The sequence below is a fragment of the Streptomyces sp. NPDC021100 genome (assembly GCF_044333095.1).
Lineage (GTDB): Bacteria > Actinomycetota > Actinomycetes > Streptomycetales > Streptomycetaceae > Streptomyces.
In genome coordinates, this window is record NZ_JBIRQH010000026.1 from 26283 (window position 1) to 45501 (window position 19219).

The following is a 19219-nucleotide window of genomic DNA, read 5'->3' on the forward strand; positions in this document are numbered from 1 at the left end:
GGGTCCTTGGTCGTGGAGGCAAGGCTGGTCAGGTGGGGGTGCCGGTGCGGTCGGGGTTGAGGTGGTGCAGGAGGTAGTGGGCGAGCGCGGCCGGGTCGGGCTGGGCCCACAGGGCGCCTGGTGGGATGCGCAGGCCGGTGTCGGTTTCCAGCCGGGTGCGCAGGCCGGTGAGCATCAGGGAGTCCAGGCCGGTGGCGTTGAACGCGGTGGTGGCGTTCAGGTCGGCCGGATCGCGGTGCAGGACGGTGGCGGCGTGATGGATGACGGTCTGCTGGAGCAGGGCGAGGCGTTCGGCCTCGCCGGGGCAGTCGGCGAGGGCGGCGAGGAGGCTGCGGGTGGGGGTGGGGCGGGTGCCGGTGTGGAGGGCGGCGAAGTAGGTGAGGCGGTCGGCGGTGGCGTGGGCCTTGAGCCAGCGGTGGGTGTCGGTGGGGGTGTAGGTGGTGCGGGGCCGGTCGTGGGCGAGCAGGCGGCGCAGGGCGTCCATGCCTTCGTCGGGGGTGATCATGTCGTAGCCGCGGGCCGCCATGAACGCGCCGCCGCCGACTTCGGCCCAGGGGCCCCAGGAGACGCAGCTCGCGGGGAGGCCTTGGTGGCGGCGCCAGGTGGTGAACTCCTCCATCCAGGCGTTGGCGGAGGAGTAGGCGGCCTGGCCGCCGTTGCCGAGCGTGGAGGCGGCCGAGGAATACAGCACCCACCAGTCCACCTCGTGGTCTTCGGTGGCCTGGTGGAGGCGCCAGGTGCCCAGGGTCTTGGGGCGCCAGACGCGGTCGATGAGGTCCGGGGTGATGTTGGTCAGGGTCGCGTCGTCGATGACGGCGGCGGCGTGCAGCACCCCCCGCAGCCGGTGGCCGGTGGCGGTGGCGGCCAGGACCAGGTTGTCCGCGGTGGCCGGGTCGGCGATGTCACCGAGCACGACCTTGACGCGGGTGCCGGTGGCGCGCAGGTGCTCGATCTCCTGTGTGGTGTTCGGGCTCGGGGCGCGGCGGGAGGTGAGCACGAGCGTTGCGGCGCCCGCTTGTGCGAGCCAGCGGGCGGCGAGCAGGCCCAGGCCGCCGAGGCCGCCGGTGATGAGGTAGGCGCCGTCGTCGCGGACGAGGGGCACGTCCTCGGGGCGCACGGGCAGGGTGGTGGTACCGGAGGTGGGCCAGGTCAGGACGAGTTTTCCGGTGTGCTGGGCGCGGGCCATGGTGCGAAACGCGCTCGCGGCTTCGGTGACGGGGTAGGTGGTCACGGGCAGGGGCGGCAGTTGCCGGTGGTGGAGGGCGTGGGTGAGGCCAGCCGCGCTCTCGGCGAAGCCGGGCCCCAGGGGGCGGGCGACGTCGACGGTGTGGAAGGCGGCGTTGTGGTGCAGGGGCAGCAGGCTGATGCGGGTGCCGGCGTGGATGTCCTTCTTGCCGATCTCGATGAACCGGCCGCCGGGCGCCAGCACCTCCAGGCTGGCGGCCTGAGCGGGGCCGGTCAGGCAGTTCAGGACCACATCGACGCCCCGGCCACCGGTGATGCGGCGGATGTGGTCGGCGAAGGCCAGGGAGCGGGAGTCCATCACATGCTCGATCCCCCGCTCGCGCAGCCACACGCGTTTGGTCTCGCTCCCGGCGGTGGCGAACACCGTAGCGCCGCACAGCCGGGCGACGTTGACGGCCGCCTGCCCGACGCCGCCGCTCGCGCAGTGGATCAGCACCCGCTCCCCCGGGCGCAGCCGCGCCAGGGTCCGCAGGCCGTGCCAGGCGGTGAGGTAGGCGACGGGCAGGGCGGCGGCGTCCGTCAGGCTCATGCCGTCGGCAACCGGCATCACGCGCCAGTCGGCGGCCACGCTCACGGCGGCCAGGCTCACGAAGGAGGAGGGGGACAGGTCGGTCATGCAGGCGGTGACCCGGTCGCCCACGCGCAGATGGGTGACGCCGTCCCCGACCGCGCTGAGCACACCCGCGCAGTCCCAGGCAGTGCGCAGGACGTCGTCGCCTTGGGCACGGAACTTCTGGTACGTGCCGGCGGCGGCCAGGACGTTGACGAAGTTGACGCTGCTGGCGTGGACGCGGATCTCGACCTCGCCCGGGCCCGGGGCCGTGCGCGTGGCGGCGAGGAGTTCCAGGGAGTCCAGGTCGCCGACGGTGCGCGGGCGCAGCTCGGCGTTGTCCCGGGCGAAGTCGATGGTGCGGTGGTGGCGGTCGCCGGCGGCCAGGGCGGCCGGGGCCAGGGCGGCGGTCAGGCGCAGGCCGTCGCGGTAGGCGATGTGGTCCTGCGTGGTGGGGCAGGCCAGCAGTTCGCGGGCGATCTGCTCGGCCGTGGTGCGGGCGTCGGTGTCCAACAGGGTGGGGGCCAGGGCGGGGTGTTCGTAGCCGAGGGTGCGCAGGGCGCCGCGCAGCCCGGCCTGCGTCAGGTCCGGGATGTCGCCGGGGTGGACGGTCTCGGCGCTGCACGTGCAGGCCCACAGCCGGATCTCCCGGGTGGTGTCCAGGTGGGTGAGGGTGCGGGCCAGGTTCAACAGGCGGGTGGTGTGGTGCCGTGCGAGCGCCACCGCCTGCTCCCCGGCCTGGGGTGTGGTGGCGGGCAGGAACACCACACCCACCGGGCCCTGACCGCCCTCGCCCACGACCGTCTGCAGCGGCAGGGCGTCACCGCTGTCGCGCATGAGCGTGGCATGGGCTCCGGTGGCGGTCAGGGCGTCGGCCAGCGACTCGGCGCGTGCGGGCCGGTCGCCGGTGTGCACGAGCACCCACTCGGCCACCGCCCCTTCCGGGGCGGCCGCAAGCTCGGTCGCGGTCCAGCGCACGCCCAGCAGCCGCGAGGCAAACCGCTCCTGGGGCGTCTGAGCGGGCACACTCGCCAGCTCGATGTCCGCCATGTCGGCCATGACGGTTCCGTCCGGGGCGAGGACGCGCACGCTTCCGCGAACCGAGCGAGGACCGGCCTCGTCGATGACGGCATGGTGCCACCCGGTGGCCGGCAGGTCACCGTGCAGCCGCAGATCGCCGATCCTCGTGACGACGAGAGTGCCGCCGGCCACCTGGGAAACCCGCCGCCACGCCGCCAGCACCGCGTGTACGGCGGTGTCCAGTACGGCCGGATGGCAGTGCAGCAGCCGTGAGCCGATGCGTCCGGCATCGGGCAGCTCGAAGGCTGCGACCACACTGACCCGTTCGCTGTCGCTGGTGCCGTGCAGGCTGCGCAGGCCACGGAAAGCCGGCCCGTAGCCGGCAGCCAGGTGCTCGTCGGCGAAGGCGTAGAGATCGGCGGGGTCGATGTCCTGGGGGTGGGCGGCCAGCAGCGCGCCGATGTCCACGCCCACCGGCCGGGCGCCTTCGTCGCCGGCCAGCTCCAGGCGGGCGGTGGCGTGGCAGACACCGCCCTTAGCCGGATTCCCGCTGTGCACCGTCCACGCCGCCTGCCCGGGGCCGGTGAGCGTGGCGTGCGCACTCACCGCCACGGGCCGGGCCACCGGCAGCGCACGCAGCAGGCGCAGGCCGCGCACAGCGATGCGCTCCTTGGGGACCTGATGGAGGTCGACAGCGGCCTGGACGGCCATCTCCGCGAATCCCGTGGCCGGCAGCACCGGCGCGCCGGCGAAGGTGTGGTCGGCCAGCCACGGCAGACGCCCGGCCGAAATGGTGCCCTGCCACAGGTGGCGGCCCTCGCTGTGCGGATCGGCCAGGTGTGTGCCCAGCAGCGGGTGCCCGCCCACCTCGGCAGGGCCGTGCTCGGTGCGGCGTTCCACCTCAAGGTGCCGGCGCTCCCACGTGGTGGGCGGAGCATCCACCAGCTGCCCGTTGCCGTACATGCCGGCCCAGTCGACCACTCCTCCGGCCGCGTGGAAGGCGGCCAGGTGCGTCAGGAAGGAGACCGGCTCCTCCTGGCCGCGGACCAGGGACGGCACAGTGGCCACCGGGCCGTCGGCGTTCGCACGGACGGCACCGGTCAGCTGCGGGTGCGGGCCCAGTTCGATAAAGAGCCGGTGCCCGTCGGCCAGCGCCGCCCGTACCGCGTGCTGGAACCGCACCGTATTGCGCTGGTTGGCGAACCAGTACGCGGCGTCGAACGCGGCCCGCTCCCGAGGATCGGCCAGGGTGGTGGTGTAGAATGGCACGCGCGCAGCCCTCGGGCGCAGCTTTGCCAGCACCCCGAGGAGATCGTCCTTGAGCGGGTCCATGTGCGCGCTGTGCCCGGCTGCCTCCACGTTCACCAAGCGGACATCGATGTGCTGAGCATCCCAACGCTCCGCCAGTGCGCGCACCGCCTGGTGATCTCCTGCGATCACGGTCAGACGCGGGGCGAGGATCCCCGCCACCGACACCCCCCGCACACCCTCGTCGGCCAGGTGCTGCTCGATCTCCTGGTGTTCCAGAGCGACCGACGCCATCAGTCCCTGGGTCGTGAGGGTGGCGATCAGGCGGGAGCGGTGGCAGACCACCCGCACCCCGTCGCGCACACTCAGTGCCCCGGCACTCACGGCTGCCGCGACCTCCCCCATCGAGTGGCCGATCACCGCGGCGGGCTCCACACCCGCCCCCCGCCACATCGCCGCCAGAGCCAGCTGCAGGGCGAACAAAGCGGGCTGCACGTGGTCGATGCGCCTGACCTCCTCTGCCGCCGTCAGCGTCGCCCGCAGCGAAAACCCCGACTCCGCCTCGATGAGCGGCTCCAGCTCGTCGATCACCGCGGTGAACGCCCGGTCCGCATCCAGCAGACCCCGGCCCATCCCCGCCCGCTGCGAGCCATGCCCGCCGAACACCCACACCGGCCCTGGCTGCGCCGCCGAGCCCGGCACACACCGCCCCAGCGTGACGCCTTCGGCTTCCCGCTCACCGTGCAGGGCGTGCAGCCGCGCCACCAACTCCCCCCGGTCCCGGGCGACAATCCCGGCCCGGCAGGAGGCGTGCGAGCGCCGCACCGCCAGCGTGTGCGCCACATCACCGAGCGGCGCCGCCGAGCCATCCCCCTCAAGCCAGCACGCCAGCCTGCCGGCGCCCTCCCGCACCGCCCGCGGGGTGCGGCCCGACAGCAAGAACACCCGCGCCACCCGCTCACCGGCGCCCCCCGCCCGCGCGGCAGGCGCCCTGCGCCGTCCGGTGCCCGGCGAAGGAGCCTCCACGATCACGTGCGCATTGGCACCCGTCATCCCGAAAGACGACACCGCCGCCAGCCTCGGCACCCCCTCCACCGGCCAGGCCGTCACCGCAGTGGGCACAAACAGCCGGGTGTCACCGGGCTCGATCAGCGGACTCCATCGCTGGAAATGCAGCGTCGCCGGCACCGCACCCCGCTGCACCGCGGCAATCGCCTTCAACAGCCCGCTCACCCCCGCAGCGGCCTGACTGTGCCCGAGATTCGACTTCACCGACCCCAGCGCACACCGCCCCCGGCCGCGCCCGTACACCTCGGCCACCGCCGCGAACTCGACCTGATCCCCCACCCGGGTACCCGTACCGTGCGCCTCGACCATCCCCACATCACCCGGCTCCACCCCCGCCCGCTCCAACGCGGCCCGAAACACCCGCATCTGCGCCCCGCACGAGGTCACCGCCAGCTGCGCCCGGCTGCCGGACACGCTGACCGCCGACCCCCGCAGCACCGCCAGCACCCGGTCGCCGTCCCGCCGCGCATCGGCCAGCCGCTTGAGCACCACCACCGCGCACCCCTCGGCAGGCACCATGCCGTCCGCCGCGGCGTCGAACGGCCTCGACCGCCCCGTCGGCGACGTCGCTCCCTCCCACCGGGCCGTCATCGCCCCAAGACCCGGGTCGAGAGCCAACTGGACCCCACCCGCCACGGCCACATCCGCCTCCCCCGACAGCAGCCCCTGACAGGCCGTGTGCACGGCCACCAGCGATGACGCGCACGCCGCCTCCAAAGCCAGGCCAGGGCCGTGCAGGTCAAGCAGGAAACCCATCCGCCCGGCAGCCGTGCTGTCCGTGCCGGAGAACAGCGCATACGGGTCCATGTCGGCCATAGTGTGCTGCACACGCAGCAGATAATCCTTGGCGTAAAAGCCGTAGAACTGTCCCACCCGCCTGCCCGCCACGTCGTGCACAGGCATCCCGGCGTTCTCCAGCGCCTCCCACACCACCTCCCACAACAGCCGGTGCTGCGGATCGGTGAACAGCGCCTCACGCTCGTTCATCCCGAAAGACTCCGGGTCGAACCCAAACACATCCCCGTCCAAGAACCCGCCCTGCTCCATCCGCGCGACCACACCGGACGGAAGATCCGCCAATTCCCCGGCCGTCCACCGCTGCGGCGGCACAGGGCCCACCGCATCCCTGCGCTGCTCAAGCAGCCGCCACAGGCCCGCAAGGGAATCCACCCCTCCCGGCAGCCGGCACCCCACCCCCACCACCGCAACCGGGCATTCCGATGAAATCTGCGCCACGACAGCACCTCCGAACCAGCAAAAAGCCGGAAACACAAACACGCGCTCACACACCGGGCAACGCAGCACCGCCCCCGTTCCCTACGGCATGGGCACGACCATCTCCCACCGTGACAAGAAAGGCGAAAACAAAAGGCAAAAACAACCGGGAACACGCAGAACACACCCGACTCGGCGAAAACTCCTGACGGGCCCGGACGTGACATCTCTCTTATCGGCGCGGCCGATGCGCAACGGCGATGCCATAGTGGACCAGCGTTCACCACCGTCACATCGCATTGCGCCCCGTGCGCGGCCGTATCCCTGGTCACCGGCGCGGCTCTTGCGCCCGGCCAAAGGAAGGAACCATCCGTCGGTGCCCGTGGCGATCCGGCATTGCAACGGAAACGTCACCGCCGACTCCGACTCCGCCCCCGCCGGGTCGGGGAAGAAGAATCCGCCCCACACCCAAGAAACGGCGAAGGTGCCCGCATGCCCGTGGGACAACCCGCCGTTCCGCGGCTCGGCCGGGCAGCCCGGCTCGGCCCGCGCCCCCACCATCACGGCACCGGCACCGGCGCAGCGCGTCCCAGGCGGCAGCGCCGGGCAGACGCTCTGCGGCCGCCGGCCCGGCACTGCCCAATCGACGCCCGCACCCCGCACGGAGCCAACCGCCTACAGCACCGCGGACACACGGACGCCGCACACCTCAACTACCGTCGTCCCCGCCGTCGTCCCACCCCGCGCGAAGGGCGTACCACCGGTGATGCGAGGTTCCCGCCTGCGGGTCGAAGCGGATCTCGAGCCAGAAGACCCTGCCGTTGAGCTCCATGAACCGCGGCGATTCACTCTTGATGGCCGCAGCCCCTTGCCAGTGCTGCGCCCCACCGGGCCGGCCCTCACGCTCGCAGCGGAACCCGCCGATCAACTGCACGAAGGCCGTGTCACACCCCTCCTTGGCGCGCAGGAAACCGTCCGAGGTGGCGATCTCCGAGCCGTCCGGCAGGATCTGGCTGACGTGGGTGAAGATCGCGAACACCTCAATGCCGGCGATACGCCCCTCGCCCGCTGCGGAAGCCTCGTAGTTGTGGGCACCCGGCAGCACCCGCAAACCACTTAGCTTGAGCTGAAACTCACCGATATTATCGCGACTCATCTTTCTCCTCACTCCTTTCGCTCGGGAAAATACCACCGCGTCCAGCCTTCCCCCCTTGTCCGAAAAAACACTGCGGAAACCAGCCGCAAAATACCGCGGGATGTCGCCCGGTCGCCGCCCCCGCTACGTGGCCTTCCATCACCAACCAAGGAATAGTGAGCCGCGACTATTCCTGTGCAAACCATGAGGTTAATCGTTTCTTCGGACGTGCATCCGCTACCGCTTTCGTGGCGAAAGCTCACGAGGAGGACGGTGTATCGATAAGCGCCGCAAAGAAGTAAGTGGCCGAGGAGTGCCGCCTGCTCCGACTGCAGGGAATCTGGAGAAAACGGTGACGCAATAATACGGATGCAGACAGTTCCCCGCGCTTTCCGAAAAGCGCCCGTCGGGGTCGGGGCCCAGCAGTATTGCTGCGGAGTTGAACGCTAAGGCGTAAAGGCTGGTCGGGCGTCCTCGGTGGCCGTGGCCGTCTGCTCGTCGTGCTCGCAGAGCAACCGCATCACGGTCGCGGGTGAGGGGTGCTGGCCCTTCTTCTTGCCGGTAGTGATGACGAGGCGGGCGGCGATGTCGCGCAGGCTCATCTGCTGAGTGCGCACGTGCAGGGCCAGGCGAGCATGGCGTCGTCGGTGCCGCTCGCGCCTCCGACGGGGTGAAGTGCACGTGGAAGCGGGGATGCCTGCCCAGCCACGCCCTGATCTCGGGGTGATGTGGGTGGCGTAGTTGTTACAGACCAGGTGATCAGCAATGCCACGCGGCGCCGCCTCCAGCGCACTCTGGACCTTGAAGAAGCCGCGCTCGGCGACTGACCACGCACCGGACGCGCGATCCGTCCAAACCGGACCACGATCAATCAGCGCCAGCCCTACGGCACGTTTCTGCCGTATTCCGGCTGCCCTCCTTCCATGAGCACCAGCTCGGCGGCCGCGACTGCGGAGATGCCTTCGGCCTCCCGCTCGATGGCCTTCACCTCGGCCACGGCCTCCTCCTCGGTCAGCCGGCGCAGACGACCCCTCATACCCCGGACAGCGAATCCGGCAGGAGCGGTGACACGGTGCTAGCCAGGACAGTTCAGGGGCGACCGCTGGTCTCGTGCCCTACAGGCCCTCCGACGCTCAAGATCAACTCATTGCCGCGTATCTGGGTCACACCCCAAAGCTCGGGCGCAGTCTCATCAGACAGCATCCCCGCACGCTGGGCTCGCACGCTCTTCACGCTCCGGGTAGCCGTTCGTTTACCCACCGCTGGGCCGCCGCGAGGTGGAGACCGCGCGGGCGCCGGCGTGCTCGGCGGCATCGGTCCCGCCCGGACACCGGCAGCGTAAGAAGCAGTACCCGTCCTGGCCCAGCGGTGTGATCTCCGGCTCCCCCGCTGGCTGGTCCAGCGGCCCGGCTTGCCTCGGTGGTCACGGGGCCCGGGGTTGGGGCGTTTTCAGCTTTCTTTGGGGTGCTTCGCGGAGGGCGGCAGGGCCAGATCGAGCAGGGCGTTGATGGTCTTGCCGTTCAGTTTGCTGTCGAGGTGGAGGGATCGTCGCAGGAGCTGGCCGACTTTCTCGGGTGACAGGGCGAGACGGGTGCGGGCGATCAGGCAGATCTCGCCGAAGATTCCCGCCGTGTGGCCTGGTTTTCGCTGGATGTACCAGACGAGGAGTTCCACCACGTCCGTGCTGATGTCCCCGAGAGAGGGCTCGTCTTTACCCCACTTCCTGGCGTTCTCGACGTCCTGGGCGAGGCCGCTGATGACGGCCTCGATCACCGTCGTGCGCAGCGCTGAGATGGGGAAGAGGCTGTGGGGGCCGTCGGTGAGGGCGACGGCGGGCCACCAGGCGAGGGTTGCGGCGGTCTCCTGGGTTTGGCTTTCGGCCGTTGATGCGAAGCGTCGCTTCTTTTTGTTCCTTGTGTCCTCGAGGCTGTCTTTGATGATCTTGGTCAGGCGGTTGTGGTCGGCGACGAGTCCGCGGGGTTGTGTGGTGTCGAAGGCTGTGGTGCCGGAGAGGAGGGCTTCTGGGCCATGCGTGCTGTGGTATTGCTCGGCCCAGTCCCGGGCGACGGGCTCCGACCAGCGCGGGCCGTCGCTCGTGTCGGTCTGGGGAGCAGGCAGATTCTGGCGTCCGTATTCCGGATGGGGCAGGTCGTCCTGGGCAATGCCCGCGATCTTCGCCAGACCAGCCCGGTCGACCAGGCGGGCCGACTCGAGTTCCGGGGCGCGCAGGTCGACGATGCACTGGTTGAGCGGCCTGGAGCCGTGCAGGCGTCGCTGGGCCCAGAGGGCGAGGTGGTCGACCCAGTTGGACAGCGGTTCCTGCGGCGCGGTGAAAGCGGCGATCTTCGCGACGTAGGCGTTGCCCGGTGCGCTGGGATGGGCCAGGAGGTCGGCGGCGGTGATGGTGAGGGCGTCCTGGACAGGCCGGGCGTCATAGCGTTCGAAGGCGCGGTCCATGACCTGGCCGGGCCTGTGCCAGGCGGTGCCGTCCCACCAGTAGCCACCGTGCCGGTAGAGGAATCCGCTGTGCCCGTAGACCCACTCGTGGTGAAGGCCGCCCAGATCCTCGTCGTGGATCAGCAGAACGGTGCGGCCGTGTTCGGGGTGCTGGTGGACGGCCCACGCGTACGAGGGATTCTTCGGTTCGGTGGTGAACGCCACCCAGCCGCCGTCACTATCAGGTAACGGGTCGGTGCGCCCCCACAGGCCCTCGCCCTGCTTCCGGCCGGTGCGTTCGATCGCATCCGGGTTGTCCAGAGGGAGCCGCTCGTCGTTGATGAATGGCAGGCCCGGCACAGGATGATCGGTGCGCAGGCCGTTGGCGACCGGACGTACCACACTCACGATGACTCTCCCCCTACGGTACGCGGCGCCCTCGCGGTATGCGGGGGCCTTCTTCCATCCCTGCGACATGGCAGGCTCCGTCAAACCCGTCACGGGGGCTGCAAATTCGCCCTGGTGAGGTTCCGGTGGCACTCGCTGAAGATGGCTCGGTGGGGCAGTGGCGATTCAGTGGGCGAGCTTCAGCGGAAGGCAAGCTATTCCGGAGCCACGTTGACGAAGCGTCCGTAATGTCCTTGGTGGGCGACCGTGAGAGTGGCGGTGGGCCCGTAGCGGTGCTTGGCCACGATGAGGTCGGCTTCGCCGGCGCGGAGGGAGCCCTTTTCGTACGCGTCGTCGCGATGGAGAAGGATGACGAGGTCGGCGTTGTCCTCCAGGGCTCCGGAGTCGCGGAGGTCGCTGAGGAGGGGGCGTTTGTCGGTGCGTTGTTCGGGGCCGCGGTTGAGGTGGGAGGCGGCGATGACGGGGATGTCGAGTTCCTTGGCGAGGAGCTTGAGGCCGCGGGCGATCTCGGAGACCTCTTCGTAGCGGGAGCCGAGTGGCCGGGGACCGTAGTTGAGCAACTGCAGGTCGTCGACGGCGATGAGCCGAAGGTCGTGCTGGCGGTGGAGGCGGCGGCAGTGGGCTCGCAGCTCGGTGAAGTTGCCGTAGGGGTGGTCTTGAAGGTGCAGGGGTGCGCTGGCGACGCCGGGGAGGCGTTGGGCCAGGCGCTGCCATGCGTCTTCGGACATGCGGCCAGAGCGCAGGTGGTGCAGGGCGACGCGGGCCTCGGCGCTCAACAGGCGCAGGGCGATGTCGGTCCGGCGGGACTCCAGCGTGAACAGGGCCGCGGGGAGGCCGTGCTGGATGGCTGCGCAGCGCAGGAAGTTCAAAACGAGGGTCGAGGTGCCCATGGCGGGGCGGCCGGCGATGACGACGAGCTGGCCGGGGTAGAGACCCCCGGTCAGCACGTCGAGGTCTTGGAAGCCGGTGGGGATCCCGGTGGGGTCGGTGCGGCTGCTGGCGGCCTCGACTTCGTCCAGGGCTCCTTCCAGGACGTCGGCCAGCGGGTAGGAGGGCGGGATGCGGGTGCGGTCGCGCAGTGTCGCCGCGTAGACCTCGGCGTGGGCGGTGTCGATGATCTGGTCGAGGTTGTCCGGGGTGGCTTCGGCGACGAGGTTGTCGATGTGGGCGGTGGCGACCTGGAGGCGTCGCAGCACGGCTGCGGCCCGGACGCGTTCGGCGGCCTCGGTCCAGGTGCCCGGGGCGGCGGGGTCGGCGGCGAGGGTGTGGAGGTACACAGTGCCGCCGGCGTCGGCGAGCTGCTCCTGTTTGGCGAGTTCGGCGCCGACGCTGGTGGGGTCCGCGGCCTCGCCGCGGGCGTAGACGGCCAGGGCGGCGGTGTAGATCAGCGCGTGCCCGCCACGGTAGAAGTCTTCCTCGGTCAGGAGCTCGGCTATGTCGGCGAGGGCTTCGGGGGACCGGAGCACGGCGCGCAGGACGGCCTTCTCTGCGGGAAGGTCGTGGGGTGGGCTCGTCGGCCCGGACTCGGTTTCCGCCACGACCCGCTCCCCCGTCATCTGCTGTAGTGGGCGGCCGTGCGGCGGCACCCCGGGTCAGCCTAGCGAGGGGGAGGCGGCGACGACTCCTGACCGGCAACTCCGTCCTTCGCGGCTCTGGCCCGGGCCAGAGCCGCGGCCCGCACGACATCCGAGCGCCGTGGGGCCGCCTCGGGGCCGCACACCCCGGTGAACAGGTGCGCTGGTTCCCGGGGCACGCGTCTGTCCTGCCGACGGACCGCAGCCAGGACGCCCGGTTCCTGCGTCGTTGCGGGCGGGCTCGGCGAGTCGGGCTCCGTCTGAGCGGGCGCCAGAATCCGCACTGTTCGGACGACGTCGGCGTTGAGAGAGCCGTTCACCTGCTCGATCAGCCGCTTTGCGAGAAGCCGCCCTTGGGCGGCCCAGGCGGTCGACGCTCCCTGCAGGGTGAGGGTGTTGGTGGCAGGGTCGAAACCGATGGCGGTCAGACCCGCAGCGAGGCGCTCCCCGGCCAGCACAGACCACCGGGCCACCACCGGGTGGACCTCGGGCACGGGCCAGCCATACTCGGCGGCCGCTTCGAAGAGCACGGCGCTCAGCAGGGCGGACTGAGGCAAGTCCGCCGGATGTGCCCGGGGCCGGGCGGGGGCGGGTTGCTGACAGCGAGCGGCCTGCCGCGCGTGCCGCAGGGCGATCAGTGCGAGATCGCTCTCGGCAGCCCAGCGCCTCCCGGGCTGGTCGGCATCGGTCACCCTGATTCCCTCCGGTTGGCCCCGCCCCTTGAGGCGGGGATCTTCAGTCTGCCGTGGGCTGTTGCGAGGCGGGATCGGTTCCTCTCCTGGCTGCACGTTCTGCGCGGGCGCGGGTGAGGGCCAGGCGGTGCCTGTCGCCTACGGTGCGGGGCGGCCGGTCGCCGGCAACCGGATCGTCGGCGAAGGCCCACTCCCGTTCCCGTTGCCGCCGCAGCGCCGCGGTCTGCCGTTCGTACGCCGCCGCAACAGCCGGATCCCGCTCCGCGCTGGTGGGCTTGGCGGCCAGGTGCGCGGCGAGGGCGCGGCGGTAGCCGGCCGAAGCGGACTCCCGGGTCTTCACCGGCCCAGCGGTCACGGCGGCGGTCGACGCAGCAGGGCCCAGAGGGTCGCCGGCCGGCGGGGTGCCGGGCGGCAGGATGCGCAGCGCCCGCACGACGGTCCGGCCGGCCGAGGTGTTGGCGGCCTCAATGATGCGGGCCTGCTCCAGGCGCGTCTTCGTGGCCCAGGCCGCCGAGTCCGGTTGCACGGTCAGCTGACCCGAGGCGGCGTCGTAGCCGACGGCCGCGACGTGCTCGGCCAGTTCAGGGGCGATCACTGTCCATCGCTCGCGTAGGGTCGCGCCGGCCGTCGGGAGGTCCCAGGCCCGCTCGACGACCAGCGCTGCCAGTGCGCCGGCCAGGTTCAGCGGATCGCGCCCGTCGCGGCGGGCCGGTGCGGCGGCGCGGTGCCTCGGCAGGAGAGGGCGGCCGCCGTGGCGGCGGGCGGCGTCCCGTGCGGCGCGGAGCGCGACACGGGCGAGGTCCACGCCTTCCGATCGCGGGGTATGGGTCATCGGGCCACCTCCGCGGCCTCCGCGGCGAGTTCCTGGATCCGGTGGCGGGCGCACACGCTGCGGGTCGGCAGCGCCTGCCGGCCGCACGGCCCGCCGCGGGGGTCCCGCCCCGAGCAGAGCAGCAACTGCTCCTCGGCGGCGGGCGCCTGGAGGGGGGCCGGGGTGGCGGCTTCCTCGCGGCAGGGCGTGCACTGGCCTTCCTCGAGGGCCCTGCCGACCATCGGCATCCGGGCTCCGCAGTCGCCGCAGAAGCCGCGCGGCGGGCCGACGGTCACCCGCTGCCGAGGCACGGCCGGGGCGTCCCGGCCGACCGCGTCGTCCGGCCCGCAATCGGCGCACCGCCCCGAAGAGCCCGGGCGAGCGCCGTGCTCGGGGCACAGGCCCTGGGCGCTGCGCCGGGCACGCTGGCGGGAGGCGGCCTGGTCCCGCTCTACCGCGTCAGCGGCCGCCTCCGGCACGGTTGCCGGGCGCGGCCCGGGCAGGTCCGGCAGCACGAGCGGGACACCGAAAACCTCGGGCGCCGGGTACGCGGCGTCGGCGCGGGCCGCGGCGACGGCAGCGGCCCGGGCGGCCCGGACCTCCTCCCACCGGCGGACCGACTCCCACTCGCGGATCTTCGCCCACGTCTGGGCCGTCACGGTCTTGTGCACCCGCCGGGCGATGGCCGCACGGCGCTCGGTCGGCGAGGCGTGCGGCATCTCCTCCTCGACGGCGGCCGCGGCCGCCTGGCGTTGAGCCCTGCGGTCGGCCCGCCGGTCTTCGCAGAAGGGACACTCCAGACCGGAGTCGAGGAGCGTGCCGTCGTCACACCGCACCTCGCCGCACCGCTGACGCTGCGGCAGGCCCCGACGGATCAGCCACCCCACCGGGTCCTGGATCGGCCCACCGAGGCGCATCTGCTCCTCCAGGCGACGGACGAGCCGTTCCGCGAGCACCTGCGGCGCGTCCGACGGGCCGACGAAGCCACGTAGCCGGGCCAACTCCCGACGGGCCGCGGTCTCCACCAGGCAGCGTGCGGGCCGGCGTTCGAGCCGAGCCCACACCAGGTCCACCGGGGCCAGGACGGCCCGCAGGTCGGACGGCGGCAGAGGAACCCTCCCCCGTTGTCGCCCGACCCGGCCCGCACTGCCCTCGAGCCGCACCGAAGTGCCGACCGCCGACCTGCGGCCGCCCTCCACGCCTTCGACGACCGGGGACTTCTTCGGCTGTTCCCCGCGAAGCGGGCCGCCCCCCGCCACCGGCGACCCAGCTCCGGCAACGGCGCTCTCGCCGTAGGCGGCCTGGTCCTCGCCCGCGCACGCGCGCCGCTCGGCCTCGCAGACGCGGGGCATCTATACGTCGACCGCGGCCGCGATGGCCTGACGCTGGGCACGCCGGTCGCCGACCAGATACTCGCAGGTCTCACGGGGGCCGCCGGTGTCCAGACGCAGGCTAACCATGGTCACTGTCGTGGCTTCGGCCCGTATTCCGGTCTTGCTGGTTGATAGTTCCCCAAGTTTTGGGACTCACGGTGGGCGGCCGCGACGGCCGGCACTACAAGCCGCGTCCGGTTGTGCAGACCGGACGTGGTCACGCTTCGGGGACGCCGCACCAGATTGGCGTCCTCCAACCGTTTCAGTACTCGCTCAGCGCCCGGCAGCCCGCAATCTAGTAGTCGCGCTAGTGTCGCCGCTGCCCGGCCTCGGTGTTTGTCCACCGTCCCGCCACACAGCCGAACCCGCCCGGTCTCTGCCGCTTCCAACACGAGCAGCAACAGCGCTAACCGGTCTGTCGAAGATCCCCGCCCTGAACGACCACCCAGAAGCCCGGCTGGGGTGGGCGTAGTGTCCTGGAGAGACCGGCCTGGGGCCATAAGCGCCTCCATCAGCCGTAGCCAGGCAGCTAACTCCTTTTGCGATAGAGCCAGTGGATGCCCAGCCACGCCCTGTGCTGTGCGCAGAGGCAACACCTCGCATTGCAAATTCCGGTGCTCACCGAATTTACCCGTCAGCGTCCTCGTCATTACCACACCGGAGCGGCGCAGGCCCGGCAACACCACGGACTGCATCTGGGAGACCGATAATCCCAGCCACTGGCCAAGATCGCGGGACGTGACCTCCACGAGGCCCGTCGACCACGACACGTGCGCGGCCAATACCAGTACTGCTAGCCGCTGTGGGTCCGGAGCGCCCACCAAGCCCGGAGCGTTCAGGAATTCTCGCACTGCTTGGCCCAGACGTACGCGAGTGTCAGCGCTTAGTGCTAGCGGATGACTGGGGCTGAATGGAGCGGGTTCTCGCCGACCGTTCGTAGCCGAATTCTGATCGGATGCTGGTGTGAGGGTCTCGTCATCCATAGATGCTGGCGTATACGCAGTGCACCGGCAGTCGGAAGCCTCGTCCCAGCCCATCACGGTACATCCACCTGATCCATGATGACCGTTCCCATGGCCGCAGATGCAGCCAAGTATCGTGCCGCTTGCGCATGGATCAGCTTGCGCTGATTCGGCGGACCCTGAAGCCTCTTCACCCTGGACTTTACTGACGGCACCTTGTACTGCTTTCACAGGGTCCAGGTCCTGAAAATCGAACCACTCCCCGTGGGAACGATAAGCCCTTAACTGGGCATGGAGACGGCCTTCAAGCGGGTAGCTGCCCGGACACGTCCAAAGGATTTCCAGCCGCAGCGGGCTCATGGACTGGATTTGCCGCAGACGCCGCTCCGGATCAGTCGATACTCCGATCTTGGCGACGGGCGATCCGGATGCGCCGATGACATAGACCTGACTTGTCATGACTCCCTTTCTCTCCAATCGATGTAATCCCTGCCGTTGGTCGCACATGCACGTGTCCAGACGGTATCGAGCAGCTTCGACTCCGGAGGCCAGTCCAGTCCCCTCCGTTCATGCTGTGGACCGAAGCGACCTCAAACCCGATACCACGGGCGCCTTCCCGGCCTCGCGACCTGCTCGTTCCGCCCGTGCTCGGCGAAGGGCGGCGGCCTCGACGGCCACAGTCCGGCGCTGGCGCTGTGCGCGGGCCGCCACGATGAGGGTCGGCGCACTGTCCGGGGCAACGTCGTGCTCGGGGAAGGCGCGGCGGCTGAGCTCGCGCATCGCCTTCGTCTGCCGCTCCATGGCCTCCGCGATTGCCGGGTCGATCCGTTGTGCGGGCGTGGCCGATCGGTGCGCGGCGAGCGCCTGGTGGTAGCCGGGCGAGGCTGTCTCCCTGGTTTTCACCGGGGCCTGCGAAGTGGCCGGGGCCACTGGGGCGGACTCCACCATGTGCTCCTGGGGCACGGCGCCGGCGGCCAGGACCCGGATGCTGCGGACCGTCTGCGTACCGGCCGCATCGTTCGCTGCGGCGATGATGCAGGCGTTGAGCAGCCGGAGCTGGGTGGCGTAGGCCGGGGAGTCGGGGCGCAGGTCCAGCTGGCCGGTCTCCGGGTGGAAGACGACGGCAACCACGTGGTCGGCCAGTTGCGGGGCGATGGCGGCCGCGATGTCGGGCCAGCGGTCGAGCACCGTGCCGCTGGCGACCGGCAGCTCCCAGGCACGGTCGGCCATCAGGCCCTGGAGCACGGTGGCGAACCCGCACGGCTCCCGCCCATCGCGCTGCACGGCCCGGGCCCGGCGGCGGTGCGGGGCGCGGGGCCCCCTGCCCCCGCGCTTCTTGGCGGCCGCGCGGGCGTGGTGCAGCGCGACCCGGGCAAGGTCGACGCCGGACAGCCCCCGAGCGTCGACGGCGGGCTGCTCGATGGTGATGCGGGTGGTGGTCATCGGGGCCTCCTACCGGCATCCGTACGTCATCAGCGAGCTGCGGGCGCCGCTCGCCAGCTGCAGAGCGCGGCGCACCAGGTCGGGACCGTAGAGCTGCTCTGCCGTTTCACGGCCCATGGCGTCGACCGCCACGGTGATCAGCGAGGTGTCACCCACCATCAGCCGCTGCCGGGCCTCCGCGCGGGCCTGCGCCAACACGTCGTCCTCAAGGCCCTCCACACCGGACACCTCGGGCAGGGTCTCCTCCGTTTCGGGCGAGACTGCTTGGGGCTTGGGTGCGAACACGGCGGCGAGTGCCTCGTCGACCTGCCGCCGGACGGCGCGACTGGACGGGGCGTCCCAGTCGCCGTCGTACCGCTCGGCGCGGACGCGGACCTGCTGGATGCGGTGGCGTCGAGCGGCCTCCTGGGCGCCGCGCCACTGCTCGACGGCATCGGCCCGCTTCTCGGGGGTGTCCAGGATGGTCTCCGCGCCGGCCAGCAGCACGGCGAGCAGGCCGGAGCCCCGGCGGACCCGGGCCGCCTCGCCGCGCAGGTACAGCCAGCCCTTCACGTCGGTGACGGTCCATCCGGCGTCAGCCACACCCCGGGCCACCCAGGCGATCCGGGGTACCGCGCAGCCGCGCAGCCAGTCCAGCTCCTGGGTGAGTTCCCTCGCCAGCTGGAAGCGGCGCCCGACGATGCTGAGCCGCCGACGGCCGGCCTTCGCCTTGGGCTTCTTCGGGGTGGGGGACTTGCCAGCCCCGCTTGCGAGCTTGCTCTCAGGGGGGAAGGAAGTAGTACCCGCAGTGGAAGACGCTGAGGTACCAACCTGCATTGGGGTGCAACGGACCTCCCCCGAAGCAGGCGCCCCACTCCCCTGCTCAGCGGTCCTCCGGGCACCACCCGACTGGGCCTTCGAGGACCTCTTCGACCGGGGCCGGCGCACCTTCCGCGACGCCTTCTTCGCCAGCTTCGCCATCAGCTCCCGGCCCGCCTCGGCGATCCCGGACACCGCCCGCGTGTACGCCGGAGCGTCCTTGTCCCGCTGCACCGTGCGGATACCGAGCGCGAGGTCGAACTCGCGCGGGATCATCCGCGCGAACTCCGACGCCTGCGCCGCCTCACCGCGGACCCGGGTGCCCCGCACGACGTACGCGAGCAGCCCGGCCTCCCGCAGCATCGCCAGGTGGTACTCCACCGAGCGCTCCGACAGCCGGGTGCGGCGCACCAGGTACTCGATGCCCGGGCGGCACGGGAACAGCGCCGCGAGCTCTTGGGCGACCCGCACGGTCGTCGTCCCGAAACTGCGCGGCCCGTGCGACCGGTGCCGCCGCGGCTGGTACACCCCGGCGCCGGCGACCCAGTGGACCGCCTGCATCCAGGAGTAGCCATCCGACGCGATCCGGCCCGACGACGTCGACAGCCACTGCATCGCCTCCGGCACGAACAGGTCGGGCAGCACGGAGACCGCGTCGCCGTCCACCGACGCACGCGGAGCAGGAATCAGCACGGCGGCCAGCGCCGTCACGGTGCTCACCGGCCCACCCGGACGGACGAGAAAGAGATCATCTCGGCAGCCTTGCGCAGGCAGCCTGTGGACAAAGTCCGGGAAGCGGAGAGGACCCGGTTCGCTCCCGCCCGGCGGGCAGAAATCTGCGAGCGCGTCCCGCCCTGCGGGACGGAGCTGTGGAGCGCCACGGCCGCGGGCACCGTCAGAAGGGCATGGGCCCCCCTCTTGGTATAGGTGCGCCGGACCGGGGTGCGTGTGACACTCCGACCCCAAGAATCTTCGTGATTAATGCCGTGAACAGGGCAAACACGGGCAGTCAATCCCGTCACACGGGAAGCGCGGGGAGCTCGAATCCGGCCGAATCGGACAAGGACGAGCTGACAGAAGACACCGATCTCGTGCACTATGGCGGGGACACCAACCTTCATATGGATCGCCACGACCGCGACCAGGCCCCTGCCAAGGGACCCGACCACGGCCGAGCGGTTCGTCGGATGGACACCAACCGGGCCCCGAGCCCGACGGCCTGCCAAGGCCGCCGAGCGCGG

Annotated in this window: 11 protein-coding genes; all 11 read right to left on the reverse strand. The window is 71.2% G+C overall.

Going from position 1 to position 19219, the window contains the following annotated elements:
* Positions 1-28 precede the first annotated feature (28 nt).
* The 11 genes from ACH4PU_RS32040 to ACH4PU_RS32090 all read right to left on the reverse strand — a co-directional run bounded on the left by ACH4PU_RS32040 (position 29) and on the right by ACH4PU_RS32090 (position 18698).
* Positions 29-6436: an SDR family NAD(P)-dependent oxidoreductase gene (locus ACH4PU_RS32040; RefSeq protein ID WP_398280019.1), complete on the reverse strand. Its 6408-nt coding sequence runs from the start codon at positions 6434-6436 to the stop codon at positions 29-31.
* A gap of 619 nt (positions 6437-7055) precedes the next feature.
* A complete protein-coding gene (locus ACH4PU_RS32045) occupies positions 7056-7502 on the reverse strand; it encodes a hypothetical protein (protein WP_398280022.1) in 447 nt (148 codons plus the stop codon).
* A gap of 425 nt (positions 7503-7927) precedes the next feature.
* Positions 7928-8098, reverse strand: a complete 171-nt coding sequence (locus ACH4PU_RS32050) for a hypothetical protein (RefSeq protein ID WP_398280025.1) — start codon at positions 8096-8098, stop codon at positions 7928-7930.
* 832 nt (positions 8099-8930) lie between these two features.
* Positions 8931-10325 carry a hypothetical protein gene (locus ACH4PU_RS32055; RefSeq protein ID WP_398280028.1) on the reverse strand — a complete coding sequence of 465 codons (1395 nt, stop codon included), beginning with the start codon at positions 10323-10325 and terminating at the stop codon, positions 8931-8933.
* A 194-nt stretch (positions 10326-10519) separates the two neighbouring features.
* Positions 10520-11863: a replicative DNA helicase gene (dnaB, locus tag ACH4PU_RS32060; RefSeq protein WP_398280031.1), complete on the reverse strand. Its 1344-nt coding sequence runs from the start codon at positions 11861-11863 to the stop codon at positions 10520-10522.
* Positions 11864-11922: 59 nt separating this feature from the next.
* A complete protein-coding gene (locus tag ACH4PU_RS32065; protein ID WP_398280034.1) occupies positions 11923-12591 on the reverse strand; it encodes a DciA family protein in 669 nt (222 codons plus the stop codon).
* 43 nt (positions 12592-12634) lie between these two features.
* Positions 12635-13423, reverse strand: a complete 789-nt coding sequence (locus tag ACH4PU_RS32070) for a DciA family protein (RefSeq protein ID WP_398280037.1) — start codon at positions 13421-13423, stop codon at positions 12635-12637.
* Positions 13420-14754 carry a hypothetical protein gene (locus ACH4PU_RS32075; protein ID WP_398280040.1) on the reverse strand — a complete coding sequence of 445 codons (1335 nt, stop codon included), beginning with the start codon at positions 14752-14754 and terminating at the stop codon, positions 13420-13422. Before ACH4PU_RS32075 ends, ACH4PU_RS32070 begins: the two co-directional genes overlap by 4 nt.
* A gap of 110 nt (positions 14755-14864) precedes the next feature.
* Entirely contained in the window at positions 14865-16244 is a 1380-nt protein-coding gene (locus ACH4PU_RS32080) for a GIY-YIG nuclease family protein (RefSeq protein WP_398280043.1), read from the reverse strand.
* 60 nt (positions 16245-16304) lie between these two features.
* Entirely contained in the window at positions 16305-17180 is an 876-nt protein-coding gene (locus ACH4PU_RS32085) for a DciA family protein (protein ID WP_398280046.1), read from the reverse strand.
* 9 nt (positions 17181-17189) lie between these two features.
* Positions 17190-18698: a transcriptional regulator gene (locus ACH4PU_RS32090; RefSeq protein WP_398280049.1), complete on the reverse strand. Its 1509-nt coding sequence runs from the start codon at positions 18696-18698 to the stop codon at positions 17190-17192.
* Between the last annotated feature and the right edge of the window lie 521 nt (positions 18699-19219).